General features: G+C 73.7%; 21 protein-coding genes (1 of these 21 cut by a window edge). 7 read left to right on the plus strand and 14 right to left on the minus strand.

Annotated features, from left to right (window positions below; genetic code table 11):
- Positions 1-771: the 5' portion of a stage II sporulation protein M gene (locus EES41_RS14910; RefSeq protein WP_123078726.1), read on the minus strand. The gene continues 237 nt to the left of window position 1, outside the view; 771 of the gene's 1,008 nt are visible here — the first part of the coding sequence; the start codon lies at positions 769-771; its stop codon lies off the left edge, out of view.
- 114 nt (positions 772-885) lie between these two features.
- Between EES41_RS14910 and EES41_RS14915 the strand changes: the two genes are divergently transcribed.
- Positions 886-1,806, plus strand: coding sequence for an RDD family protein (locus tag EES41_RS14915; protein WP_123078728.1), 921 nt, complete (start codon positions 886-888; stop codon positions 1,804-1,806).
- Position 1,807: 1 nt separating this feature from the next.
- Here EES41_RS14915 and EES41_RS14920 read toward each other — a convergent pair whose 3' ends face one another.
- From EES41_RS14920 to EES41_RS14955, 8 genes are all read right to left on the minus strand, one after another.
- Positions 1,808-2,428 (minus strand): hypothetical protein, encoded by a 621-nt coding sequence (locus EES41_RS14920; protein WP_123078730.1) that lies wholly within the window; start codon positions 2,426-2,428, stop codon positions 1,808-1,810.
- Positions 2,429-2,517: 89 nt separating this feature from the next.
- A complete protein-coding gene (gene ahcY, locus EES41_RS14925; RefSeq protein ID WP_123078732.1) occupies positions 2,518-3,954 on the minus strand; it encodes an adenosylhomocysteinase in 1,437 nt (478 codons plus the stop codon).
- A gap of 255 nt (positions 3,955-4,209) precedes the next feature.
- Positions 4,210-5,145, minus strand: coding sequence for a cation diffusion facilitator family transporter (locus tag EES41_RS14930; protein ID WP_037797705.1), 936 nt, complete (start codon positions 5,143-5,145; stop codon positions 4,210-4,212).
- 93 nt (positions 5,146-5,238) lie between these two features.
- Positions 5,239-6,396, minus strand: a complete 1,158-nt coding sequence (manA, locus tag EES41_RS14935; RefSeq protein WP_123078734.1) for a mannose-6-phosphate isomerase, class I — start codon at positions 6,394-6,396, stop codon at positions 5,239-5,241.
- Positions 6,397-6,447: 51 nt separating this feature from the next.
- Positions 6,448-7,581 (minus strand): SIS domain-containing protein, encoded by a 1,134-nt coding sequence (locus tag EES41_RS14940; protein ID WP_123078736.1) that lies wholly within the window; start codon positions 7,579-7,581, stop codon positions 6,448-6,450.
- 57 nt (positions 7,582-7,638) lie between these two features.
- On the minus strand, positions 7,639-7,824 hold the full coding sequence (locus EES41_RS14945; protein WP_037797711.1) for a Trm112 family protein: 186 nt from the start codon (positions 7,822-7,824) through the stop codon (positions 7,639-7,641).
- An 86-nt stretch (positions 7,825-7,910) separates the two neighbouring features.
- Positions 7,911-9,281, minus strand: coding sequence for a phosphomannomutase/phosphoglucomutase (locus EES41_RS14950; RefSeq protein WP_123078738.1), 1,371 nt, complete (start codon positions 9,279-9,281; stop codon positions 7,911-7,913).
- 77 nt (positions 9,282-9,358) lie between these two features.
- Complete coding sequence (locus EES41_RS14955) at positions 9,359-9,802, minus strand: DUF3499 domain-containing protein (RefSeq protein ID WP_214352746.1); 444 nt, start codon at positions 9,800-9,802, stop codon at positions 9,359-9,361.
- Between the two features lie 287 nt (positions 9,803-10,089).
- On the opposite strand from EES41_RS14955, the gene EES41_RS14960 reads away from it, so the two are divergent.
- Positions 10,090-10,473: a metallopeptidase family protein gene (locus EES41_RS14960; protein WP_073778638.1), complete on the plus strand. Its 384-nt coding sequence runs from the start codon at positions 10,090-10,092 to the stop codon at positions 10,471-10,473.
- Between the two features lie 87 nt (positions 10,474-10,560).
- Here the strand turns inward: EES41_RS14960 and EES41_RS14965 are convergent, their stop codons facing one another.
- The 3 genes from EES41_RS14965 to EES41_RS14975 form a co-directional block, all read right to left on the minus strand.
- A complete protein-coding gene (locus tag EES41_RS14965; protein ID WP_123078742.1) occupies positions 10,561-12,066 on the minus strand; it encodes a DUF5719 family protein in 1,506 nt (501 codons plus the stop codon).
- Positions 12,063-15,734, minus strand: a complete 3,672-nt coding sequence (locus EES41_RS14970) for a glycosyltransferase family 2 protein (protein ID WP_123078744.1) — start codon at positions 15,732-15,734, stop codon at positions 12,063-12,065. Before EES41_RS14970 ends, EES41_RS14965 begins: the two co-directional genes overlap by 4 nt.
- Positions 15,735-15,962: 228 nt before the next feature.
- A complete protein-coding gene (locus tag EES41_RS14975; protein ID WP_003983763.1) occupies positions 15,963-16,226 on the minus strand; it encodes a WhiB family transcriptional regulator in 264 nt (87 codons plus the stop codon).
- Between the two features lie 653 nt (positions 16,227-16,879).
- Here EES41_RS14975 and EES41_RS14980 point away from each other — a divergent pair.
- From EES41_RS14980 to EES41_RS14990, 3 genes are read left to right on the plus strand one after another with little or no spacing between them, the layout of a single operon-like run.
- Positions 16,880-17,395, plus strand: coding sequence for a cysteine dioxygenase family protein (locus tag EES41_RS14980; RefSeq protein WP_123078746.1), 516 nt, complete (start codon positions 16,880-16,882; stop codon positions 17,393-17,395).
- A gap of 23 nt (positions 17,396-17,418) precedes the next feature.
- Positions 17,419-18,378 carry a 2-phospho-L-lactate transferase gene (gene cofD / locus EES41_RS14985; protein WP_123078748.1) on the plus strand — a complete coding sequence of 320 codons (960 nt, stop codon included), beginning with the start codon at positions 17,419-17,421 and terminating at the stop codon, positions 18,376-18,378.
- Complete coding sequence (locus EES41_RS14990) at positions 18,375-19,682, plus strand: coenzyme F420-0:L-glutamate ligase (RefSeq protein WP_123078750.1); 1,308 nt, start codon at positions 18,375-18,377, stop codon at positions 19,680-19,682. Before cofD ends, EES41_RS14990 begins: the two co-directional genes overlap by 4 nt.
- A 15-nt stretch (positions 19,683-19,697) precedes the next feature.
- Here the strand turns inward: EES41_RS14990 and EES41_RS14995 are convergent, their stop codons facing one another.
- Positions 19,698-20,732, minus strand: coding sequence for a DNA-3-methyladenine glycosylase (locus EES41_RS14995; protein WP_123078752.1), 1,035 nt, complete (start codon positions 20,730-20,732; stop codon positions 19,698-19,700).
- 51 nt (positions 20,733-20,783) lie between these two features.
- Positions 20,784-22,193: a peptidoglycan recognition protein gene (locus tag EES41_RS15000; RefSeq protein ID WP_123082466.1), complete on the minus strand. Its 1,410-nt coding sequence runs from the start codon at positions 22,191-22,193 to the stop codon at positions 20,784-20,786.
- 140 nt (positions 22,194-22,333) lie between these two features.
- Between EES41_RS15000 and EES41_RS15005 the strand changes: the two genes are divergently transcribed.
- The gene (locus tag EES41_RS15005; protein ID WP_123078754.1) at positions 22,334-23,083 is read left to right on the plus strand and encodes a TIGR03089 family protein; all 750 of its coding nucleotides are present in this window, start codon (positions 22,334-22,336) and stop codon (positions 23,081-23,083) included.
- Between the two features lie 168 nt (positions 23,084-23,251).
- Positions 23,252-24,460: an LCP family protein gene (locus EES41_RS15010; RefSeq protein ID WP_123078756.1), complete on the plus strand. Its 1,209-nt coding sequence runs from the start codon at positions 23,252-23,254 to the stop codon at positions 24,458-24,460.
- Positions 24,461-24,622: the final 162 nt, after the last annotated feature.

Here is a 24,622-nt window from a genome sequence, read left to right on the forward strand (position 1 = left end):
GCCCTGTTCGGCGAGGGCGGCGCGGCGGGTGCGGGGGCCCGGGTCGATGACGGTCCAGCCCAGGCGCAGGCCCGTACCGGCCGCGACGAAGACCGCCGTCAGTTCGAGCAGGCCGTGCGGAAGGATCAGGCCGAGGAAGACGTCGAGGCGGCCGGCCGAGGCCATCAGGCCGATGCCGACGCCGAGGTTGGCCATGTTCAGGAACAGGATCCAGAGCACCGGCAGCCCGAGGAACGCGCCCAGTACCAGGCACATCGCCGCCGCCTGGGCGTTGTTCGTCCAGACCTTGGCCGCGAAGGAGGCCGCGGGGTGGCTGGAGTAGTACGTCTCGTACTCGCCTCCGGGCTTCGTCAGCTGCTTCAGCTCCTGGGGAGCCGCGATGGCCGACTGGACCTCGGGGTGGGTGGCGATCCACCAGCCGATCAGCACGCCGACCGCCACCGAGAGCAGCGCCGTCGGTATCCACCAGCGCCGGCTGCGGTAGACGGCGGCGGGGAACCCGGCGGTGAAGAAGCGGGCCGCGTCGCGCCAGCCGGCCCGGCGGGCGCCGGTCACGGTGGCGCGGGCCCGGGCGACGAGCTGGGTCAGACGGCCGGTGAGCATCGGGTCCGGAGCGCTCGACTGGATCAGGGAGAGGTGGGTGGAGGCGCGCTGGTAGAGCGAGACGAGTTCGTCGGCCTCGTCGCCGGTCAGGCGGCGGCCGCGGCCCAGGAGCTGCTCCAGGCGGTCCCATTCCGCCCGGTGGGCCGTGACGAAGACGTCGAGATCCATGCTGGTTGCCGCTCCCCTGCCCCAGGTCCCCCGCGCTGCCTGCGCTTGCCGTGGTCAGCTTGGCAGACTGGACGTCTCAAGGGGCGGGGCAGGTCACGGGAAAGGTGCGCAGCGGTGAGCGATCTGGTGACGGGGGACGCGGTCGTCCTGGGGCTGAGACCGGCGAGGGTGCCGAGCCGCGCGCTGGCGTTCGCGCTCGACCTGTTCGTGTACCTGACCGGGTATTTGGTCGTCTCGGTCGGGCTGCTCGTCGCGACGGCCTCGCTGGACGAGGCGGCGGCCGCGGCGGTGACCGTCGCGAGCTTCGTCCTGGTGCTGGTCGGGGTGCCGATCGCGGTGGAGACGCTGAGCCACGGGAAGTCGCTGGGCAAGCTGGCGTGCGGGCTGCGGGTGGTGCGGGAGGACGGCGGGCCGATCCGGTTCCGGCACGCGCTGGTGCGCGGGGCGATGGGGGTCGTGGAGCTGCTGGCGACCTTCGGGTCGGTGGCGTGCATCGCCTCGCTGGTGTCGGAGCGGGGGCGCCGGCTCGGGGACGTGTTCGCGGGGACGCTGGTGATACGGGAGCGGGTGCCGGGGGCGCGGGTGATGCCGGTGCCTGCGCCGCCGCCGTGGCTGGCAGGCCGGTTCGCGGGGCTGGACCTGTCGGCGGTGCCGGACGGGCTGTGGCTGGCGGTGCGCCAGTACCTGACGCGGATGAACCAGCTGGACCCGGCGATCGGCGCCGCGATGGCGGCGAAGCTGGCGGACGAGCTGGTGCTCCGTACGGGCGCGCCGCCGCCGGCGGGGGTGCCGGCCGCCGCCTATCTGATGGCGGTGGTGCACGAGCGGCAGTCGCGGGACGCCGCCCGGGCGTTCGGCCGCCCCCAGTGGCAGGAGCATCAGCAGCAGGGGGTGGCCGCTTCCCTCCCCTACCCGGCGCCGGTGCCGTACGCCGCGCCCGCCGAGGCCGCAGCACCCGTCGCGCCCGCCGCTCCGCCGCCGGAGGCGGCGCCCGTACGGCCGGCGGGCGGGAGCGGGTTCGCGCCGCCCTCCTGAGTCACGCGTCCTCGAACACCGAGGGCGGGGTCTCCAGGTGTTCGAGCTCGATGCCGGGGGCGGAGAGCACCACGTCCCCCGCGATGTGGACGGTGTGGACCTCGCCGGTGTCGAGGGCGCTGATCCGGTACTCGTCCACCAGGAGCGGGCCGCTGTCCGTGGGGTGCTCTTCGCGCCCCAGGAGGGCCCAGGCCTGGTCGACCGTACGGGGTGCGAGGACCGGGTCGGTGAGGGCGACGAGCCGGACGCGGGTGGCGGGGGCGCCGGGGGTGAGGCGCAGCAGCCGGGCGGTGGCGATGAGGAAGGCCGGGGAGGTCCCGGTGAAGCCGGGGGCCCGGACGTTGCCTTCGGTGGCCTCGGCGCCGGTCGGGTCGGTACGGACCCAGGTGACGCCGTCGATGGCGGCGCCGCGGACCTGCCAGCTCGACGCGTTGGCTTCCAGGCGGATGGGGCGGCCGAGTTCGTCGATCGCCAGGTCGAGGGAGCCGCGGTGGTCGCCGTCGGGGCCGGTGAGCTGGGCGACGTAGCGCCAGCCGGAGGGGCCGGGGGCGCAGTGGAAGTGTTCCTCGCCGAGCGGGGTGTGGTCGTGCGGGTCGTGGAGCGAGTAGCGGCCTCGGGGCATCGTGTCGGTCCTTGCCTGGGTACGGGGCAGGCCCCCGGCATTGTGCGCCGGGGGCCTGCGTGACGTGCTGTCGCCGCTGCCGCGTGGGATCAGTAGCGGTAGTGGTCCGGCTTGTACGGGCCCTCGACCTTGACGCCGATGTAGGAGGCCTGCTCCGGGCGGAGGGTGGTGAGCTTGACGCCCAGGGCGTCCAGGTGGAGACGGGCGACCTTCTCGTCGAGGTGCTTGGGCAGCACGTAGACGTCGGTCGGGTACTCCGCCGGCTTCGTGAACAGCTCGATCTGGGCCAGCGTCTGGTCCGCGAACGAGTTCGACATCACGAACGACGGGTGACCGGTCGCATTGCCCAGGTTCAGCAGACGACCCTCCGACAGCACGATCAGCACCTTGCCGTCGGGGAACTTCCACGTGTGGACCTGCGGCTTGACCTCGTCCTTCACGATGCCCTCGACCTTGGCCAGCCCCGCCATGTCGATCTCGTTGTCGAAGTGACCGATGTTGCCCACGATCGCCTGGTGCTTCATCTTGGCCATGTCCGCGGCCATGATGATGTCCTTGTTACCGGTCGTCGTGATGAAGATGTCCGCCGTCTCCACCACATCGTCCAGCGTCGCGACCTGGTAACCGTCCATCGCCGCCTGGAGCGCGCAGATCGGGTCGATCTCGGTGACGATGACCCGCGCGCCCTGGCCGCGGAGCGACTCGGCGCAGCCCTTGCCGACATCGCCGTAACCGAAGACGACCGCGACCTTGCCGCCGATGAGGACGTCCGTCGCACGGTTGATGCCGTCGATCAGCGAGTGACGGCAGCCGTACTTGTTGTCGAACTTCGACTTCGTCACCGCGTCGTTCACGTTGATCGCCGGGAACAGCAGGGTGCCCTCGGACATCATCTCGTAGAGACGGTGCACACCGGTGGTGGTCTCCTCGGTGACGCCGCGGATCTCGGACGCGAGCTGCGTCCACTTCTGCGGGGCCTCACCGAGGGTGCGGTTGAGGAGCGTGAGGATGTGCGCGTACTCCTCGGAGTCCGCCGTCGACGGGTCCGGAGCGGCACCGGCCTTCTCGAACTCGACGCCCTTGTGGACGAGGAGGGTGGCGTCGCCACCGTCGTCGAGGATCATGTTCGGGCCGCCGGTGGGGGTGTTCGGCCAGGTCAGCGCCTGCTCCGTGCACCACCAGTACTCCTCCAGCGTCTCGCCCTTCCAGGCGAAGACGGGGACGCCGGCCGGGGCCTCGGGGGTACCGGTCGGGCCGACGGCGATGGCGGCGGCCGCGTGGTCCTGGGTGGAGAAGATGTTGCAGGAGGCCCAGCGGACGTCGGCGCCGAGGGCGACGAGGGTCTCGATCAGGACGGCGGTCTGCACGGTCATGTGCAGGGAGCCGGTGATGCGGGCGCCGGCCAGCGGCTGGGTGGCCGCGTACTCCCGGCGGATCGACATCAGACCCGGCATCTCGTGCTCGGCGAGGGTGATCTCCTTGCGGCCGAAGGCGGCAAGGGAAAGGTCTGCGACCTTGAAGTCCATGGGTGCTGCTCCTCATGGTTCGAGAGGGTGGGTACGGCTGGTCCGCGCACCGGCCGTGCCTGGGCAGGGCGGCGCACCGAGCACAGTCCGTCGGGGGCCCTCTCTCCCCTCGGCCGGTCACGAGGACCGCCCGACCGCCATCAGCAGCGACGCCTGACACTGCCTACGAATCTACACCGATCGGCGGTGCCGACCCCAGTGGGTCGGGGGAGAAGTGGGCCACCCGCGGGGCCTTCTTACGTGTGCCCGGTCGGGTCAGGGCTTCGCGGTGGTGTCCGTCTCCGCGTGGTAGATGTCCGGCTCCAGGTAGATCACGCGGGCGATCGGGACCGCCGCGCGGATGCGGGCCTCGGCGGCGTTGATGGCGTCCGCCACCTCGGTCGCCGTGTCGTCGTGCTGGACGGCGATCTTGGCGGCGACCAGCAGTTCCTCCGGCCCGAGGTGGAGGGTGCGCATGTGGATCACGCGGGTGACGACGTCGCCGTCGACGAGCGCGGTCTTGATCTTCTCGACGTCCTCCGTGCCGGCGGCCTCGCCGAGCAGCAGGGACTTGGTCTCGGCGGCCAGCACGATGGCGATGACGATCAGCAGGACGCCGATGCACAGCGTTCCGATGCCGTCCCAGACGCCGTCGCCCGTGGCGAGCGCGAGGCCGACGCCGCCGAGGGCGAGGACCAGACCGACGAGGGCGCCGAAGTCCTCCAGGAGGACGACCGGCAGTTCGGGGGCCTTGGCGCGCTTGATGAACTGGCCCCAGGACAGGCCGCCGCGGATCTCGTTCGACTCCTTGATCGCCGTGCGGAAGGAGAAGCCCTCCGCGACGATCGCGAAGACGAGCACGCCGACCGGCCAGTACCAGGCCTCGATGGGGTGCGGTTCCTTGATCTTCTCGATGCCCTCGTAGATGGCGAACATGCCACCGACGGTGAAGAGCACGATGGAGACGAGGAAGGCGTAGATGTAGCGCTCACGCCCGTAGCCGAAGGGGTGTTGGGGCGTGGCCTCGCGCTGGGCCTTCTTTCCGCCCAGCAGCAGCAGTCCCTGGTTTCCGGAGTCGGCCAGCGAGTGGACGCTTTCCGCGAGCATCGACGAGGAGCCGCTGAAGATGAATGCCACGAACTTGGCTACAGCGATGGCGAGGTTGGCGGCGAGTGCCGCCACGATCGCCCTTGTACCGCCCGACGCGCTCATGGGTCTGGATGTCCCTTCCCTCGGTACGGCGGCCCAGGCCGGAGCGCCGCGCTACGGGCGGACATTGTTGCAGCCGCCGGCGCGGGTGCCGCCTCAGACCACCACCGTCGCACGGAATACCGTACCCGCTCCGGACAGTTCGGGCTTTTCGCCCGCCGGGACGAAGACGGACTCCCCGGGGGCCAGGGTCAGTTCACCGGCCTTGGGGCTGCCCGCCGTGCAGAGCAGGATCTGCGGGGCGCCGGACGGCAGGACGCGGGGCTCGCCGCCGGGCGCGAGGACGAACCGGGAGAGCCGGAACTCGTCCGTGGGGGTCTCGTAGACCTCCTCGGCATCGCCCTCGGGGCGCAGTACGGCCGGGTCGCCCGCCTCGAACCTCACGACCTTCAGCAGTTCCGGTACGTCGACGTGCTTGGGGGTGAGCCCGGCGCGCAGCACGTTGTCGGAGTTGGCGAGCAGTTCGACGCCGAGGCCGTCGAGGTAGGCGTGCGGGACGCCCGCGCCGAGGAACATGGCCTCGCCGGGCTGGAGTTCGACGTGGTTGAGCAGCATGGCGGCGATCACCCCGGGATCGCCGGGGTACTCGTGGACGAGCGAGGCGTACGGCTCGTACGGGCCGCCGAGCCGCTCGGCGGCGGTCGCTGCCTCGTGGACCGTACGGGCCATCTCCGCCCGGTCGCCGCCCAGGACGGCGGTGAGCATCTCCCGCAGCGCCGCCTCCTCGGGGTGGGCGTGCAGCAGGTCCACGTACGGCTTGAGCGAGTCGACGCCGAGGCCGTCGAGGAGGGCCGCGGCCTCCGGGGGCCGGCGGAATCCGCACAGCCCGCTGAAGGGGGTGAGCGCGCAGATCAGCTCGGGCTTGTGGTTGGGGTCCTTGTAGTTGCGGTGACCGGCGTCCACGGGGATGCCGCGCGCCTCTTCGTCGGCGAAGCCGGCGCGCGCCTGGGCGAGGTCGGGGTGGACCTGGAGGGAGAGCGGGGCGCCGGCGGCGAGGAGCTTGAGGAGGAAGGGCAGCCGGGGGCCGAACTTGGCGACAGCCGCCGCGCCGAGTTCGCGCTCGGGGTCGGCGGCGATGACGGCGGGGAGGGTGGTCTCGCCGGTTCCGCGGTCGAGGCGGGAGGGGGCTCCGGGATGGGCGCCCATCCACATCTCGGCCTGGGGTTCACCGCTGGGCTCGACCCCGAGGAGGGCCGGGATGGCGGTGGTGGAACCCCAGGCGTAGGGGCGGATCGTGTTCGTCAGGCGGTCCATCGTCATCTTCCTGGAAGAAGGGCCGGGCGCACGGGCGTGCCCGAACAGGCCCTAACCGTGTCCCCTGGAGGCCAACGCCAGGTAAGCGGTAGCGAAATCCGTGACGGCGAGGAGTTCGGCGAGCTGTTCCAGCTCGGCGCCCTCCTCCGGTTCGAGTTCGCTGATCGCCGTGTCGTGGCTGAGGGCGAGTTCGCGCGCGGCCGGGGCGGCGGTGAGGCCGCCGGTCGGCCGGTCGCGCAGCAGGACGATGCGGGCCCGGAGGGCCTGGGGCTCTTCCACCCGGTCGCGGAAGAAGTCTTCGGGGTCGGCGCCCGCGGCGAAGGCGCCGGCGAGGAGGACCCCGTGGGCGGGGAGCGCCTCGGGGAGTTCGGCGGCCAGCGCGGGGCGGCCGGCGAGCTCGGCGAGGGTGGCGGCGAACCGGCGGCCGGCGGGGCCCGCTCCGGCGCCCTCGCTCCAGATGAGCGGGAGGGAGTCGGCGAGCTCGGCGGCGAGGGTCTTGGCCGGGTTGGAGTACGTGGCGATGGCGGGGCCGCAGCGCTCGGCGGTGCGGTCGAGCCGGTCGGCTACGCGCTGGAGGGTGTCGGGGGCGGCGCTGATCAGCCCGACCTTGTCGAGGAGCACCAGCAGCGGCGTCAGCAGCGCCCACAGGGCGCCGGGACCGGCCGCGGCGGACTCGTCGTACTCCTGGTACGGGGCCTTGGCCATGGGTACGAGGACCCCGTGGGCGCCCTCCACGGCCTCGCTCAGGGGTGAGCGTTCGGGAGCGACGGCGACGACGGCGCAGCCGCGCCGGTAGGCCTGCTCGACGAGGACGGCGAGGCCGGGTTCGGTGCCGTCGGTGGTGGCGAGGAGCAGCAGGTCCACGGGGCCGGCCCAGCCGGGCAGCATCCAGCGCAGCGCCCCGGCGGCGTGCGCCACGCCGGTCGGGTGCAGCCGGGTCACCGGGGCGGAGGCCCCGGCGAGGGCGCCGAGCAGGTCGGCGACTCCGGTCGCGGCCGTCCCGGGCCCGGCGATGAGCACGGAGCGGGGCCTGCCGTCGGGGCGCAGGTCGGCGAGTCCGGCCTCGGTCGCGTGCCGGGCGGCGGTGCGGACCCTGGCTCCGGCCTCGGCGGCGCCGCGGAGCAGGCCGCGGCGGTCGGCGCGGGCGAGATCCTCCGGTGCGTCGAGGAGCGACTCGTCGAGCATGGCGGCCTCCGGCCGTGGTGGTGACGGACCCAGGGTGGACGGAACCGGTGGTCGGTGTCAGGCGGGGCGGCGGGCCTCGTCGACGAGGAGCACCGGGATGCCGTCGCGGACGGGGTAGGCGAGGCCGCAGTCCTGGCCGGTGCAGATCAGCTCGGGGGCCGTCTCGTCGGCCGACTTGTCCTCAAGGGGCGAGTGGCAGGCGGGGCAGGCGAGGATCTCCAGAAGACCGGCTTCGAGCGGCATGGCGCTTCCCTTCAGACATACGGATTCGGCGAGGTCAGCGTACCGCCGGGCCGCGGCGGGCGGGGCGCGGCCCGGGGTGCGCGGGGTCAGGCGCGGACGAGCGCGAGGACCTCGTCCTTGACCTTGGCCAGGGTGGCCTCGTCGCGGGCCTCGACGTTGAGGCGGAGCAGCGGCTCCGTGTTGGAGGGGCGCAGGTTGAACCACCAGTCGGCGGCGGTCACGGTCAGGCCGTCCAGCTCGTCGAGGGTGACGCCCTCCTGGTCCCCGTACGCGGCCTTCACGGCGGCGAGGCGGCCGGCCTGGTCGGCGACGGTCGAGTTGATCTCGCCGGAGCCGGCGTAGCGGTCGTAGGAGGAGACCAGCTCGGAGAGCGGGCCCTCCTGGCCGCCGAGGGCCGCGAGGACGTGGAGCGCGGCGAGCATGCCGGTGTCCGCGTTCCAGAAGTCCTTGAAGTAGTAGTGCGCGGAGTGCTCGCCGCCGAAGATGGCGCCGGACGTGGCCATCTCCTCCTTGATGAAGGAGTGGCCGACGCGGGTGCGGACCGGGGTGCCGCCGTTCTCGCGGACGACCTCCGGGACGGACCAGGAGGTGATCAGGTTGTGGATCACGGTGCCCTTGCCGCCGTTGCGGGCGAGCTCGCGGGCCGCGACCAGCGCGGTGATCGCGGACGGGGAGACGCCCTCGCCGCGCTCGTCGACGACGAAGCAGCGGTCGGCGTCGCCGTCGAAGGCGAGGCCGAGGTCGGCGCCCTCGGCGCGCACGCGGGCCTGGAGGTCGACGATGTTCTTCGGGTCGAGGGGGTTCGCCTCGTGGTTCGGGAAGGTGCCGTCGAGCTCGAAGTACATGGGTACGAGGTCGAGCGGCAGGCCCGCGAAGACGGTGGGGACGGTGTGGCCGCCCATGCCGTTGCCGGCGTCGACGACGACCTTGAGCGGGCGGATGCCGGTCAGGTCGACGAGGCCCTTGAGGTGGGCGGCGTACCCGGGGAGGGAGTCCTCTTCGGTGACGGCGCCGGGGGCGGTGCCGGCGGGGACCGCCGGGGCGCCCTGGTCGGTCCACTTCTCGACGAGTTCGCGGATGGCGGCGAGGCCGGTGTCCTGGCCCACCGGCGCGGCGCCGGCGCGGCACATCTTGATTCCGTTGTACCGGGCCGGGTTGTGGGAGGCCGTGAACATCGCGCCGGGCAGGTTCTTCGATCCGGAGGCGTAGTACAGCTGGTCCGTGGAGCACAGCCCGATGAGGGTGACGTCCACGCCGCGGGCGGCGGCGCCGCGCGCGAAGGCGCCGGACAGGCCGGGCGAGGAGGGCCGCATGTCGTGGCCGACGACGATGGCCGTGGCTCCGGTGACCTCGACGAACGCAGCGCCGAACAGCTCTGCCAGGGACTCGTCCCACTCATCCGGTACGACGCCGCGTACGTCGTACGCCTTGACGATGTTCGAAAGATCTGCGGCCACTGGCCTGCCCTCCTGAGGTCATGTGCGCTGGAGCAAACCTACCGTGCGGGGGGCGGCGTCATTCGAATGAACAGGCGTCAGGAATCCGGGGAACGAAGGACGCGCAGGTGACCGCGGCGGGCCTGACCGGTGGCGGGGCCGTTGCCGGTGGGTCCGTTCGGGCCATTCGGTCCGCTGCCGCGGGCCTCGGCGGCGCGGTCGTGCGGGCGCGCCGCCTCGCGGACGGCGTTCGCCAGGGCTTCGAGGTCGTCGCCGCTGGGCCTGGACGGCGCGGAACCGTCGGACAGGCGTACGACGTCCCAGCCGCGCGGGGCGGTCAGGCGCTCGGAGTGCTCGGCGCACAGGTCGTAACAGTGGGGTTCGGCGTAGGTGGCGAGCGGGCCGAGAACTGCGGTCGAATCGGCGTAGACGTACGTCAGTGTTGCGACGGCAGGGCGGCCGCACGCGGTGCGCGAACAGCGACGTACAGGGCTCACGACGTTGGACGGTACCGCACTCTTGACCGGGCCGCGACGACTCACCCCCCGGTCACTCGCCCGTGTCGTGGTGCCAACTCGGCCAGGGGGGCCGGAAAGCGAGGGATCCATGGCCGGAATGTCCCGGGTCGGAGGGCTACGCTGCGGGAGTGACGGACAGCCCTCTGCCTTTTTCGAGCCCCGCCGGACCCGCTGGACCTGCCGGATCCGCCGGATCTCCCGGCCCCGGAACCGGACCTGACGGACCTGCCGGAACCGCCGGACCCGCCGGATCCGTCCCCGGCGCCGGCACCCAGCCGAGGACGCGGCGGCGGGACCGCCACGGGCGCGGGATGCGGGGGCCGGTGGCGCCGCCGCAGGTGCCGCTGTCGGCGAGCCGGGCCGAGTTGTTCGGGGACCTCGTACGGGATTCCGTGGAGCGGCTGGAGCGGCGCTGGCCGCAGCTGGCGGAGGTCGAGTTCGTGGTCGCGGACGTGCCGGGGCCGCCGGGCGGGCCGGACGGCGGCTGGAACGACGAGGCCGTGCCGCTCGGCGGGCTGGTCGAGGCCGCCGGCGGACGGCCGGCCCGGATCGTGGTGTTCCGGCGACCGGTGGACATCCGGACGAAGACGCGGGACGAGAAGGCGCTGCTCGTGCACGAGATCGTGGTGGAGCAGGTGGCGGAGCTGCTGGGGCTGTCGCCGGAGACCGTGGATCCGAGGTACGGGCAGGACTGACGGCGGTCCGGGCCGCCGGACGGCCCGGACCGACGAACGGTCCGGGCCGACGGACGGGCCGGTCCGGGCCGACGGACGGGCCGGGGGCTACTCGGTCGGGACCGAGAGGTCCTGGACGGCCTTGGGGACCAGGACGGTGGAGCGGTCGTCCGTGAAGGGCTGGACGGTGAACATCGGGATGCCCTCGTGCGGCAGGGTCAGGGTCCGGGAGGCGTGGACCGGGCCGCCGGAGAGCGTTTCGAGCGTCAGGGCGTAGGAGCCCTTGCCGCCCGAGGGCGCCGGGGGCGGTGACACCGCGAGGGTGGTGCCCGCCTTGACCTGGATCTCCTTGGACTCCGGTTCGCCGCCCTCGGTGCCCGGCGAGGCCGTCACCCGGACCTTCGCGTCGGCCTTGCCCGGCGCCGTCACGTACAGCACCGTCGCGTTCTCGCCGGTCCGGTTGTCGGCGACGGTCGCCCGCGCCCCGACCGGGCCGCTCGCCGGGATGAAGCCCAGCTCCTGCTTGGCGCCGCTGCCGCGGACCACCCGCAGCGCGGCGACGACCGGGACGGCCTTCTTCGCGTCCGTCGGGGCCAGCAGCAGCGAGCCCGCCTCGCCCCGGGTGACGTCCTTGAGGTCCACGCCTGCCGTCATCCCGGCCTTGAGGTGCAGGGCCTCGCTGCCCGCCGGACTGAGCGAGCCGCCCGGGCCGGCCAGCCGGATCGACAGGTCGGCGTCCTCCTCGCCCGGCGCGAACGCGACCAGCCGTACGGAGGTGGCGTCCGACGGGATGCCGGGGAGCACCAGCGAGCCCGCCGGATCGGTGGAGGGCGCCAGCCAGTCGGTGCCGACGCCGTCCTCGGCGACCTGCACCGAGGCGCCGATCCGGCCCGAACGGGTCGTCACGTGCGCGGTGACGTCCGCGAGCTGGGTGTCCGGCGCGAGCGTGGACAGCAGCAGCCGCTGGCTGGACTTCGGGGCGATGGTGATCCGGTCGCGGCCGGGCTCGGCCTTGACCGGGCCCTCGGGGCCGAACAGCTTCACGTCGACCTCGGCCGCCGTGTCGTCCGGGTTGGTGAGGTGGACGTAGTCCTCGCGGCCCTTGCTGGTGCCGACCGCGGGGAACCAGAAGTCGGTGCCGGGCACGCCGCAGGCGGTGCCGAGGACTCCGCGCGCCCGGCCGACCGCGACCTTGGTGGTCTGCTGGACCGTCCAGCCGGGGGCGAGGGTGCCCTCGGCGGTGCCCGTCAGGGCGGGCGCCTCGGCGCCGGAGGAGGTGGCTCCGACGGGCTTGCCGGGCTCCTTGGGCTCCAGGACGGCCTTGGCGTCCTTGGTGGCGCCGGTCAGCCGGGCGGCGCCCTTGCCGGCGCCCTTGGCATCGGCCTTGGCGCCCGGGGCGGCGCCCGGGGTGTACGAGGTGTACGCGGTGTCGGCGATGTCGGAGGAACTGGGCGCCGGGCAGACCAGCGTGGAGCGCTCCACCGGCATCCGGGCCGCGGCCGTCTTCTTGCCGTCGGCCGCCGGGGCGGCGGGGGCGGTGAGGGAGGCGATGCCGGTGACGGCGGCGAGCGCCGCGGCGACGGCCGCCAGCGTGAGGGGTGCGCGCTGCTTCACTGCTGGGGGCTCCCGTCCGGACGCTGCTGGTGCTGCTGGTGCTGCTGCTGTTCGTGCTGCTGCCCGTAGGTGTCGTCGTAATTCTCGTACGTCCCGTACTGCTCGTACTGCCCGTACTGCTCGTACGGGTACTGCTGCTGCCCCGGCTGCGGCTGGGCCTGGCCCTGGCCCGGGTCGTACGGGTACTGGCCGTAGCCTTCCTGGCCGCCGTACTCGTACTGCTGGGGCTGGGGCTGGGACGGGGCCGGGGCCGGGGCCGGCTGCTCGTAGCCGTAGCCCTGGTACGCGTACGCGTCCTCCCCGTACGCCTGCTGCGCCGGGATCTGGGCGTACGGATCGGCGGCCGCGGCCGCTTCCACGGGCGTCGGCGCGGCCGGGGCCTGTGCCTCGGCGCGCAGCCGGCGGGCGCGGCGGCCCTCGCCGGCCTCGCCCGGGCCGGGCTGGGCCGGGATGGCGGCCTCCTCGTCCGGCAGGTCGTCGTCGAGCCGGGCCCGGCGGCCGGGCAGGGCCATCACGAGCAGCACCAGCGCGAGGACGCCCTGCGCCCAGTGCCAGGCGGTCCGGGTGAAGGCGTCCTCGTGGACGAGGTCGAGGCGGCCGGCGGCGGCGGGCAGCTCGAAGCCCTGCGCCCAGCCGTCCACCGTCTTCGGCTTGAGCGGCTTGCCGTCGAGGGTGGCCCGCCACCCGGCGTCGGCGCGGTCCGCGATGCGCAGCACCCGGCCCTGCTCGCCCGCCTCGATCTTGGTGTGGGCCTCGACGGGCCCGGAGGCGACCGGGATCGGGGCCTGGCCGTCCTTGCCGGAGAGGATCACGGCCCGGGGCAGCGGCGGGTCGACGGCCCACAGGGCGGTGCCGTCGGGCTGGTGGCGCCGGGTCAGGCCGGGGGTGGCGTCGAGGGTGCGGCGGACCTGCTCCTGGGCGCCGGCGCGGATCATGACGTAGCGGATGGCGAAGCCGCCGAGCTGGTCGGACTGGTCGGCTCCGGAGCCGGAGACCAGGCCGGAGACGGCCTTGTCGAGGCGGGCCTCGCTGCCCGCCTCGGTGGCGAGTTCGGCGTCGCCGAGGCGGACGCCGGAGCCGCGGACCAGGGTGTAGGAGACGGTGGCGGGCGAGTCGCCGCCGAGGATGAGGGTGCGGTTCTGGTTGCGGTCGCCGCTCTCGTCGGCGACGAACGCCGGGACCTGTACGGGGTCGCGCCGCTCCAGGGGTCCGGAGGCGCCGCTGACCATCCAGCCGGCCGCGCCGAGGACCGGTCCGACGGCGGCGGCGAGCCCGATGAGCGCGGCGAGCGGCTGGCGCCAGCCGAAGCTGCTCGCGGCGACCCGGTGCTTGGCGCCGTCCGCGCCGAGCAGGGCGGCGGCCAGCAGGGCGAGCCCGTAGACGAGGGTGGCGGGGCCGGCCCAGCCGGTGCGGTTGACGAGGACGGCGAGCAGCAGCGCGGCCAGGGCGGTGGCCCAGGCGGTGCGGATGGCGAACTGCCGCTCGGCGCGCAGCAGGGCGGCCAGGGCGGCGAGGACGATGCCGATCAGCAGCAGGCCGCCGGCGGTGCGGGGTCCGCCGGGGCTGATGCCGAGGAGGTCCAGGGCGGTGGCGGAGCCGGCTCCGAAGGGCAGTCCGGCTTCGCGCAGGAAGCGGCCGGGGTGCGTGAGCAGGCCGAGGGACCAGGGCGCGAGGACGAGGAGCGGTACGGCGAGGGTGGCCAGGAGCCGGGGCGCGTACGTCTTCCAGCGGGCCCGGCGCACCACCACGGCGGCGCCGCCGAGGGCGGCTGCGAGCGGCCACACGACGGGGGTGAAGGCGGTGGCCAGGGTCAGCAGCAGGGTGTACGTCCACACCGCGCGCCAGGTTCCGCGCTTGTCGGCACCCCCGTCGGTCCCGCCGAAGCCGAAGGCGGCGACCGCCGAGCGGGCGATGAGCGGGAGCAGGATCGCGAGGACGGCGGTGCCGAGGCGGCCTCCGGCGAGGGCGCCGGTGACGGCGGGGAGGAAGGCGTAGGCGATGGCGGCCCAGGCGCGCAGCAGCCGGGACACGACGAGCGGCCGGGAGGCGAAGTAGGCGGTGAGTCCGGCGAGCGGCACGGAGCAGACGAGCAGCAGGGTCAGCGCGTACTGGGTGGAGCCGAACAGCAGGACGGAGAAGGCGCCGAGGACGGCGAGGTACGGGGGCGCTCCGGCGGTGGAGCCGGCGGCGACGGTCTGCCAGTCGCCGGTGTAGCCGCGCCAGAGGTCGAGTCCGCTGTCGGGGGCGGGCAGCAGGGCGCCGCCCATGAGGGCGCCGCCGAAGAGCAGGCCGCGGCAGGCGGCGAGGGAGACGAGGAGGAGGAGGGCGAACAGGACGGGCGCGGGGTTGCGGGCGATCCGCTTGAGGCGCGCGAACTGCTCGATCTCCAGGTAGTCGGCGTCGTCGCCACCGGGGCCGGACTCGATGGCTCCGCCGTGCCGGCCGGCGGTGGCGGTCTCGGTGTCGCGGTCGCCGCCGAAGTACCCGGCGAGCTGTTCGGCGTTGGCGCGCAGGGTGGCGCCGGGCGGCGGGAAGAGCGGGCGCAGTTCCTTGGCGGGGACGGCGGCGCGGCCGCGGGCGCGGCGGGCGCCGAGGATCCGGCCGGGGCGCAGCAGGGTGGCGAGGAGGCCGGCGAACTCGTCGACGGCCTGGCCGGGGGCTTTGCCGATGAGGTAGGCGAGGGTGCGGAGCACCGTGCCGACGAGGAGGCGCAGCAGGACGTACGGGAGGGCGGCGCCGGAGCTGTTGGCCAGGATCGTGTAGACGGCGCCGGCCTTGTCGACGCGGTGCGGGCTGGTGGCGCCGCGGCCGGCGCAGTCGACGGTGCGGCGTTCGCGGGCGGCGGCCTCGGCGTGGCGCAGGACGGCGTCGGGGGCGACGAGGACGGTGTGGCCGGCGCTCTGGGCGCGCCAGCACAGGTCGATGTCGTCGCGCATGAGGGGCAGTCGGCGGTCGAAGCCGCCGAGGGCCTCGTACACGTCGCGGCGCACGAGCATGCCGGCGGTGGAGACGGAGAGGACGGGGCGGACCTGGTCGTGCTGGCCCTGGTCCTGTTCGCGGCGGTCGAGGCCGGTCCAGCGGCGGCCGCTGCGGGCGATGGTGACGCCCGCTTCGAGGAGCTGCTTCTTGTCGTACCAGCCGCGCAGTTTGGGGCCGATGACGGCGGCTTCGGGGTTCTCGTCGGCGACGCGCAGGAGTTCGGTGAGGGCGTCGGGCTCGGGGGCGCTGTCGTCGTGGAGCAGCCAGAGCCACTGGACGGGTTCGCCGTGGGGGAGTTCGGGGAGGTCGTAGGCGTCGTCCTGCCAGGTCCGGCTGACGGGGTCCCAGCCGCTGGGGCGCCTCAGGTACGGGAGGTCCTCGGCGGTGAGGGTGCCGGCGGCTCGGACGGCTTCCTCGACCGCGGTGCCGAATCCGGCGCGGCGGGCGAGGTGGAGGACGCGGTCGTCGCCGAGGGCCTCGCCGAGCAGCCGTGCGGAGTCGTCGGCGCTGCCGGTGTCGGCGGCGATGAGGTTCTGCGCGGGGCGTTCCTGGCCGAGGAGGCCGGCGAGGGTCCGGGGCAGCCAGCGGGCGCCGTCGTGGGCGACGAGGACCGCGGTGACGACGTGCCGGGGGAACTCGGGTGTGGCGGCAGCCTGGGGGGAGGCCGCCGACTGGCTGTGCAGGGACATCGCTCTACTGGCCCTCCGGCCTGGGGGTCCTCCCGGACGCGTCGGGAGGAGGGTCCGGGGGTGGTGTGCCCCCGGAGGCTGCTGGACAGCGCCCCACACTAACGGCTGGGAACACGACGGTCCGCCTCCTGCGGGGAAGGTGCGGGAGGCGGACCGTTTGCTCTGCGCGATATCTCGATGTGTGGCGTGCCGCGCCGTCGGCGTCGGCCGGGAGGCGCCGGAGGTGTCTCAGACCGCGGCCTTTTTCAGGCGCCGGCGTTCGCGTTCGGACAGTCCGCCCCAGATGCCGAAGCGCTCGTCGTTGGCAAGGGCGTACTCAAGGCATTCGGAGCGGACTTCACAGGCGAGGCAGACCTTCTTGGCCTCGCGGGTCGAGCCGCCCTTCTCGGGAAAGAACGACTCGGGGTCGGTCTGGGCGCAGAGGGCACGCTCCTGCCACCCGAGCTCCTCGTCCGCTTCCTCGACCAGCAGTTCCTGAAACAGCTCGGTCATGTGCGCCCCTCGCTCTGTCTGTGCGTCCCCGTGCGTGTTGCCGTTACCGATGGATATGTAACGACACGAGTGAAATTACAAGTGTGGGGCTCCGGCGCAGTCAAGCCGAGATCTGCTATTGGGCCCCTTATTCACTCTGCGGAACCAAGCGTATGCAGAAAGTGTTCATATCGCCAAAAATCGTGACAGAAGGCATGGCCTCCCCGCCGCCCGCCCACGCCCCTAGTCGACGCACCCCTCCGGGAGGGGGGTTCCGATCCGGCCGATCTTGCGGCGCAGATCACATTCAGGTCACGAGCTGACATGGAGAGGTTTGAACGCCGCGCAAGCGGGTGCGCAGCGCCGTTCGGAGCGCACATCCCCCGAGCCGTACTGCACAAACCTTTCTCCGGGCACGGTAACCGGATGAGGTGAAACTTTTGCCCTAAACCGGACATTGGGTTGACAGTCCGACCCTCCGCCCGTTCTCCTTGTCTTCATGTCAGCGACCGCAGCCACCACCCGGACCCCCATTCGTGGGTTCCTGTGCGCTGCCCAGGTTCGCTGTTGCTGTCGCGGCTGTTGATGTCTCCGGAGCTCCGGCTCCGTCGAGCTCCGGCCACTCCCCGCAGCGACCACCAGCACCACTGACATCCGTCGAGGACTCCCCCACGATGAACAGCGACACCACCCCCCTCGCCGTCGAGAGCGACCTCCAGATCGCCGGCGACATCCTCTCCGTCCAGCACCTCCTCCAGCCCGCCCGCGAGCACCCGGCCACCGTCGCCGAGTTCGCCGGCCTCTCCCGCTCCATCGCCGAGGACCGCGCGAGCTGGGAGCACCTCGTCGAGTACGACGCCACCACCCGCTGGTACCACCGCCTGCGCACCGGCCCCGGCTACGAGGTCTGGCTGCTCAGCTGGGTCCCCGGCCAGGGCAGCGGCCCGCACGACCACGGCGCCTCCTCCGGCGTCATGACCGTCCTGGAGGGCGAGCTCACCGAGCACGGCCGGCGCGGCCCCCGCACCCTCGCCGCCGGCGCGCAGCGCGTCTTCGCCCCCGGCTACGCCCACGACGTCGTCAACGACAGCCTCGACGGGGCCGTCAGCCTGCACGTCTACTTCCCCGGCCTCACCGAGATGCCGATGCACCACTGCTCCCCGGCCCGGCCCGAGTCGCTCTCCGTCTGACCGGGCCTGACAGACTGCCGTGCATGCGCATTGTTGTTCTGGCAGGCGGCATCGGCGGCGCCCGTTTCCTCCGCGGCCTCAAGGCCGCCGTCCCCGACGCGGACATCACGGTCATCGGCAACACCGGTGACGACATTCACCTGTTCGGGCTGAAGGTGTGCCCCGATCTGGACACGGTGATGTACACCCTCGGCGGTGGCATCAACGAGGACCAGGGATGGGGCCGCACCGACGAGTCCTTCACCGTCAAGGAGGAACTCGCGGCGTACGGGGTCGGACCCACCTGGTTCGGCCTCGGCGACCGCGACTTCGCCACCCACATCGTCCGTACACAGATGCTCGGCGCCGGCTACCCGCTCAGCGCCGTCACCGAGGCGCTCTGCGACCGCTGGCAGCCCGGGGTCCGGCTGCTGCCCATGTCCGACGACCGGGTCGAGACGCACGTCGCGATCACCGACGCCGACTCCGGCGAGCGCCGGGTCATCCACTTCCAGGAGTACTGGGTCAGGCTGCGCGCCTCGGTGGACGCCGAGGCCATCGTCCCCGTGGGCGCCGAACAGTCCAAGCCCGCGCCCGGCGTGCTGGAGGCCATCGCGGCCGCCGACGTCATCCTCTTCCCGCCCTCCAACCCGGTCGTCTCGATCGGGACGATCCTGGCCGTGCCCGGCATCCGCGAGGCCGTGGCCTCCGCCGGGGCGCCCGTGATCGGCCTGTCCCCCATCGTCGGGGGCGCGCCGGTGCGCGGGATGGCGGACAAGGTGCTCGCCGCCGTCGGCGTGGAGACCACCGCCGCGGCCGTCGCCCTGCACTACGGGACGGGACTGCTGGACGGCTGGCTGGTGGACGGCTCCGACGCGGGCGCCGTCGCGGAGGTCGAGGCCGCCGGGATCACCTGCCGGGCGGTGCCGCTGATGATGACCGACCTCGCGGCCACCGCCGAGATGGCCCGGGCGGCCCTGGAGCTGGCCGAGGCCTCACGGTGAGCGCCGCCGGGGACGTTCCCTCGTACGAGGTGCGCGCCGTCTCCGGGATCCCGGAGGTCCGGCCCGGTGACGACCTGGCGGCGCTGATCGCGGCCGCCGCGCCCGGTCTGCGGGACGGGGACGTCCTGCTGGTCACCTCGAAGATCGTCTCGAAGGCGGAGGGGCGGATCGTCCGCGCGGACTCGCGCGAGGACGCCATAGACGCCGAGACGGTACGGGTGGTCGCGCGCCGGGGTCCCCTGCGGATCGTCGAGAACCGGCAGGGGCTGGTGATGGCCGCGGCCGGGGTGGACGCCTCCAACACCGAGCCCGGCACGGTCCTGCTGCTGCCCGAGGACCCGGACGCCTCGGCCGCCGCGATCCGCGCGGGGCTGCGGGCGGCGCTCTCCGTGGACGTCGGCGTGGTGGTGACGGACACCTTCGGGCGGCCGTGGCGCACCGGGCTGACGGACGTGGCGATCGGCGCGGCGGGCGTACGGGTCCTGGATGACCTGCGGGGCGGCACTGACGCGCACGGCAATCCGCTGAGCGCGACGGTCGTGGCGACGGCCGACGAGCTGGCGGCCGCCGGGGACCTGGTCAAGGGCAAGGCGGCGGGGCTGCCGGTGGCGGTCGTGCGCGGGCTGGCCCACGTGATGGGCGAGGGCCGGACGGCGGCGGAGCTGGTGCGCGCGCCCGGCGACGACATGTTCCGGCTGGGCACCTCGGAGGCGGTACGGGAAGCCGTGACGCAGCGCCGTACGGTACGGGCCTTCACGGCCGAACCGGTGGACCCGGGCGCGGTCCGGCGGGCGGTCGCGGCGGCGGTGACGGCGCCGGCGCCGCACCACACGACGCCGTGGCGGTTCGTGCTGCTGGAGTCGGCCGCGGCGCGGCTGGAGCTGCTGGACGCGATGCGGGACGCGTGGGTCGAGGACCTGCGGCGGGACGGCAAGTCCGCCGAGTCGATCGCGAAGCGGGTGCGGCGCGGGGACTTCCTGCGCGAGGCCCCGTACCTGGTCGTGCCGTGCATGGTGACGGACGGCTCGCACGACTACGGGCACGCCCGGCGGGACACCGCCGAGCGGGAGATGTTCGTCGTCGCGATGGGCGCCGGCGTGCAGAACTTCCTGGTCGCGCTGGCCGGGGAGCGGCTGGGGTCGGCGTGGGTGTCCTCGACGATGTTCTGCCGGGACGTCGTACGCAAGGTGCTGGATCTCCCCGACGGCTGGGACCCGATGGGCGCGGTGGCCGTGGGTCACGCGGCGGGGGCGCCCCGGGAGCGGCCGGCGCGGTCCGCGGAGGCGTTCATCGAGGTGCGGTGACGCCCGGTACCCCTCTCAGATCCTGCCGATGTCGCTCCGGTACATGCGGGGCGCGCGGCGGGGCGGGGTGTGGCCGGCGAGCAGGATGAGGCGCGCGGCGCGGTGGCGCTGGCCGGCGTACGGGGCGAGGAGCTCCAGCATGGCCGCGTCGTCCGCGTCGCGGTCCCCGGCGAGGGCGTAGCCGACGATGCCGGGCAGGTGCAGGTCGCCGGTGGTGACGGCGTCGGCGGCGCCGTTGCTGCGCTGGAGGGTTTCGGCGGAGGTCCAGGGGCCGATGCCGGGAACGGCCTCCAGCCGGTGCGCCGCCGCGGGCAGGTCCATGGCGGCGGCCTCTTCGAGGCGGGCGGCGACGCGGGCGGCGCGGACGATGGTCGCGGAGCGTTTGGCGTCGACGCCGGCCTTGTGCCAGTCCCAGGAGGGGATCAGCGCCCAGGTGCGGGCGCAGGGCATGACGTAGAGCCCCTCGGGGACGGCGGCGCCGGGGGCCGGCTCGCCGTACTGCCGGACGAGGCGGCGCCAGGCGCGGTAGGCCTCGTCGGAGGTGACCTTCTGCTCCAGGACGGTCGGGATCAGGGACTCCAGGACCAGTCCGGTGCGGGTGAGGCGCAGGCCGGGGCGGCGGCGGTGGCTGGCGTGCACGAGGCGGTGGCGGGCGACGAAGGCCGAGGGGTCGTCGGCGGCTCCGAGGAGGGCGGGGAGGGTGTCGAGGGCCCAGTCGGCGCCGGGACCCCAGGCGGTCGCGGCGGCCCCGCCGGTGCCGCTGCCGGTGCCGCTGCCGGTGCCGGTTCCTGTTCCGGTGATGCGGAGGGTGGCGGGGCCGGCGGGGGTCCGGGCGGTCTTCCACACCGCCCCGTCGGGCGCGACCCGGAAGGTCGGGTCCCCGGGGCCGCGCCGCAGCGGCCCGAGCGTGAGCCCGAGGTCCAGGGGCCCGTCGGGCGCCCACACCCGCTGCTTCCCCCCGCCCTGCCCGGGGCCGCGCCCGGGGGCGGGCACGTCGACGCGGCCGCCGCGGGAAGCGGTGCGGGTGAGGGGGTCGAAACGGCCTGCCATGCCTTCGAGCGTAACCGCGCGGCGCGGGGAGCACCGGCGCTCCGCCGGAGGCTACGGGCGGCCCTGGAGCTTCGCCGAGGAGGTTCGGGTCGGGGGGAGCTTGTCGTACAGCCGCTTGCCGGGACATTCGGTGGCGAAGCCGTCGCGGTGGCCCGAGATGACGTTCAGCCTCACCTTGGCGCCCTTCGGGAAGCGGTTCGCGCCGCCCGACTTCAGGGTGGTCTTCGCCCGCGGGTCCACGCCGAACAGGCCGAGCTTCCAGGCGGTCAGGCGGGCGATCGCCGTCACCGCCGCCGCCGGCGGGGGCGTCGCCGTGTGGGAGCCGATCACGGCGATGCCCATGCTGTCCGTGTTGAAGCCCATGGTGTGCGCGCCGAGCACCGGCCTGGTGACGCCGCCCGCCCGGCCCTCGTACACGGTGCCGCACTTGTCGACCGCGAAGTTGTAGCCGATGTCCCGCCAGCCGCTGCTGAGCACGTGGTACCGGTACAGGCTGCGGAGCACCGCCGGGGCGTCCTTGCAGGCGTAGTTGTTGCCGGAGGCCGTGTGGTGGACGAACGCCGCCTTGACCGTCTTCGTGTAGACGAAGCCCTTCTCGCGCAGGGACTCGTCCGCGCCCCAGCCCTTCCGCGTCACGATCCGCGGCCGCGGTCCGATGTACGGGGCGGCCGCCGCCGCGAGGGTGCCGTCGGCGGCGAAGACCGCGTCGGCCGTGGAGTCGGCCTTGTCGAGCTCGGGGATCTCGTCCGCGCCGAGCGCGACGTGCGGGAGGTTGGCCGCGGAGGCCTCGGCCATCTCCATGGTCATCCCCGGGGCGGCCGCCGGCTTCCCCTTGTCGCCGTCAGCGGGGTCATCGGCCGGGCCGCTGTTCTTGCCGTCGGCCGCCGCCGGCGCGCTCTCGCCCGGGTCGACGAGCTCGATCCGCATGCCCTGCGGGAGCCGGACCGCCGAGCGGGTGGCGCCGGGTTCCGCCTGGACGCGCACCTCGACGCCGTCGGACTCCCCCACCCACAGCGGGGCGGTGCTGCCGCGGACCCTGCCGGTGCCGCGTTCCGCGGAGTCGGGGTCGGCGGCGTGCTCGCTGTTGTGGGTCTCGACGTCCTGCCAGTCGGACCACACGGCCGTCCGCTTGGCGCGGGTACGGACCTGGACGCGGCCGAACAGCTCGGTGCTCGCGTCGTCCCAGACGACACCGACGAGCGAGAACGACTTGACCTCGCGCGCGGTCAGGCCCCGCGTCTCGGGCAGGCGGGGCGAGGCGCTCATGCCGGGGACGCCGGGGCTCCGGTCCGCCGACGGCCCCAGCGGGACCAGCGGCAGCGACTGGGTGGACCCGGCGGGGGCCACGGCGGCGACCGCGCTCAGGGACGGGATCGCCAGGGCCGGAGAAGAGAGCGCGAGCGGCAGGGCCAGTGCGGCAGCCGTCGCGACGCCGATCGAGGAAGCAAGGAATGCACGCATGACAAGGATGCTGAACACCCGGGCCGGGGCGCGCCATCCGAGAACTGACGCTCCGTCCGCTTCGGGGCCCGATACCCCTCCCCCGTACGGGGGAGCGCGTGCCCGCCGGACGGGGGAGCGGCCCGCGTAACCTGGGCCGGGTGAACGCCACTGACCGCACCCCTGCCGACCTGCTGCGATCCGCGCTCGCCGCCGATCCGGGCCGCCCCCTCGTCACCTTCTACGACGACGCCACGGGCGAGCGCGTCGAATTGTCCGTCGCCACCTTCGCCAATTGGGTGGCCAAGACCGCCAACCTGCTCCAGGGCGACCTGGGCGCCGGACCCGGCGACCGGCTCGCGCTGCTGCTGCCCGCGCACTGGCAGAGCGCCGTGTGGCTGCTCGCCTGCGCCTCGGTCGGGGTCGTCGCCGAGGTGGGCGGGGATCCGGCCGACGCCGATCTCGTCGTCAGCGGACCCGACACCCTGGAGGAGGCCGCGGCCTGCTCCGGGGAGCGGGTCGCGCTCGCGCTGCGCCCGCTGGGCGGGCGGTTCCCGCAGCCGCCGGCCGGGTTCGCGGACTACGCGGTGGAGGTGCCGGGCCAGGGCGACCGGTTCGCCCCCTTCGTCCCGGTCGACGCGGACGGCCCGGGGCTGCTGGTGGGCGGCGAGGAGCTCTCGTACGCCCGGATCGTCGAGCGGGCCCGCGAGGACGCGGCGAAGCGGGGCCTCGGCGAGGGCTCGCGCGTGCTGTCCGGGCTCGGCTACGACACCTGGGACGGCCTTTCGGCCGGGCTGTTCGCCGCGCTGGCGACCGGCGGCTCGGTGGTGCTGGTCCGGGGCCAGGGGCAGCTCCCGGCGGACGGGCTGGCGCAGCGGATCGAGAGCGAGCGCGTCACGCACACCGCGTAGCGGGGTGCCCGCCCGCACCCCTGGGCTGCGATAACGCGCGATTTGTCACCCACATGGCCCTATCCAGGGGCCTGCCCCCGGGCCGCTCCGGCCTCCCGGGGGCACGATCGGCGAGAGGCCCGTACCCACCCGTACGGCCGACGGTCGCGGCGAGGGGACGGAACGCGAGTGACGGACAGCGCAGGCATACCGAGCGGCGCGGGCGCGGCCGGGGGCTCCTCGAAGCCTCCCCGCGACCGCGGCCGCAGGGTGCTGCGCAGGCTCGCCCTCGCCATGGTGCTGCTGGTCCTCGTGGGGGCGGGCGCCGCCTGGTGGGTCTACCAGAAGCTCGACGGGAACATCACCGAGGACACCTCGGCGGCGGCCGAGCTGCGCCGCTTCGAGCGGGAGCGCCCGACGCACCTCGTCGACGGCTCGCAGAACATCCTGCTGATCGGTTCCGACTCGCGCTCCGGCGCGGAGAACCGGAAGTACGGGCGGGACCGGGGCGGCGAGCGCTCGGACACCACGATCCTGCTGCACCTGCCGGCGGACCGGAAGAGCGCGACGGCGGTGTCGATACCCCGGGACCTGATGACGGACATCCCGAGCTGCCTCCAGCCTGACGGGAACCGCACGGCCGCACGGTTCGCCCAGTTCAACTGGGCGTTCCAGTGGGGCGGGGCCGCCTGCACGATCCGCACCGTCGAGAAGCTGTCGGGGATCCGGATCGACCACCACATGGTGGTGGACTTCGGCGGCTTCAAGAAGATGGTCGACGCGATCGGCGGGGTGGAGATCTGCCTCAAGCAGCCGGTGAACGACGCGGAGGCCAAGCTGAGGCTGCCCGCCGGCCGGCAGATCCTCCAGGGCGAGAAGGCGCTCGGGTTCGTCCGCGCCCGCTACAGCCTGGGCAACGGCAGCGACACCGAACGCATGGCCCGCCAGCAGCAGTTCCTCGGCTCGCTGGTCAACAAGGTGCAGAGCAACGGGGTCTTGCTGAACCCGGGCCGGCTGTACCCGCTGCTGGACGCGGCGACCTCCTCGGTGACCACGGACCCGCAGCTGGCCTCGCTGCGCGGCCTCTACGAACTGGTCCGGGGCGTGCGGGACATACCGACGGAACAGATCAGGTTCCTGACCGTGCCCCGGCGGCCCTACGTGGCCAATCCCAACCGGGACCAGCTGCTGGAGCCGGACGCCGCCCTGCTGTTCCAGCAGCTGCGGGGGGACATGCCGGTGACGGTGACCCCGCCGAAGCCGTCGCCGAGCACGCCGCCGTCGTCCGACCCGGCCGGTTCGACCGTGCCCCGGGAGACGCCCACGGGAACCGCTCCCACGCCCACACCCGTCCCCACCTTTACGGGAACCACAGCCGACAGCGCCGATTGCCGGTAAAGCAATCTCAAAAGGCAGTGCCCGAACCGACCTTGTTGGGCGTTTTGCCCCGCTATAAGGGGAGTGGAATTTGTCACCAGCATGGTTTGCAGCTGACCAGGGCGGATAGGGTGAGCGATCCGGTGCCCCGGCCAGCCAGAGGTCGTGCACCAGCAGCCGGAT

It is taken from the genome of Streptomyces sp. ADI95-16 (assembly GCF_003721495.1).
Taxonomy (GTDB): domain Bacteria; phylum Actinomycetota; class Actinomycetes; order Streptomycetales; family Streptomycetaceae; genus Streptomyces; species Streptomyces goshikiensis.